Origin of the sequence: Streptomyces sp. P17 (genome assembly GCF_032436805.1) — a bacterium.
Taxonomy (GTDB): domain Bacteria; phylum Actinomycetota; class Actinomycetes; order Streptomycetales; family Streptomycetaceae; genus Streptomyces.
This window is the reverse complement of sequence record NZ_JAVRBF010000247.1, coordinates 1-626: the sequence shown is the minus strand read 5'-3', so window position 1 is coordinate 626 and position 626 is coordinate 1. Positions and strand designations below refer to the sequence as shown.

Below are 626 nucleotides of genomic sequence, written 5' to 3'. Positions count from 1 at the left end.
TTACCGTAGTCGGTAAAGACAGCGGCGAATTCGGCTTCAAGAATGCCGAGGAATTCATCCTGCACAGCAGTCTGATGCTCGCCCTGCTTTTCGCCGTTACGCATGAACAGCTTGTCGAATTCATCAACAAAGATGATCGACGGATGATCCCAGTGTTCACGCAGCGGACGCAGAGCCTTGGAAAGAGAATTCCCTGACAAGCCTTCAGCGGTAAGCTGTGCGGCATTGATCGTGAAAGAATTCATCTTCTGGGCTTCAGCAGCCTTTAGGATCATGTGAGTTTTGCCGGTTCCTGTTGGGCCGGTCAGAAAGAAGTGAGGGCGAATAGACGCCTTCGATGATTTGAACACAGTGAACAAGTGTTCGACACGACTGATGGTTTCGTGCTGTTCTTCAAAAATGCTCATTACCTGCTTACTCCTTTATTCCAGACACTGGAATTTAGCTTTTGCACGCTTCACCCTTCTCTCTTGGTTCACCTTATGGCTCACCAATTCGAGGTGGAAAGGGTTACAGCAAATGCGATTGTTGCATGTGTGATCGACCTGTTTCTTCCCCGGAATGTATCCGTAGAAGTGGGTAAACATGACGATATGGACGGCAGCGGTACAGCCATCAATTGAGAT

The 626-nt window shown here is 48.6% G+C and carries 2 protein-coding genes; both read right to left on the bottom strand.

Translation table 11 applies throughout. The features are described from left to right. Positions 1–407 (bottom strand): ATP-binding protein (locus tag RMT89_RS40665; RefSeq protein ID WP_315888781.1); only part of this gene is annotated, 407 nt, incomplete at its 3' end. A gap of 15 nt (positions 408–422) precedes the next feature. Continuing rightward, positions 423–593, bottom strand: a complete 171-nt coding sequence (locus tag RMT89_RS46210; RefSeq protein WP_399498847.1) for an HNH endonuclease signature motif containing protein — start codon at positions 591–593, stop codon at positions 423–425. Between the last annotated feature and the right edge of the window lie 33 nt (positions 594–626).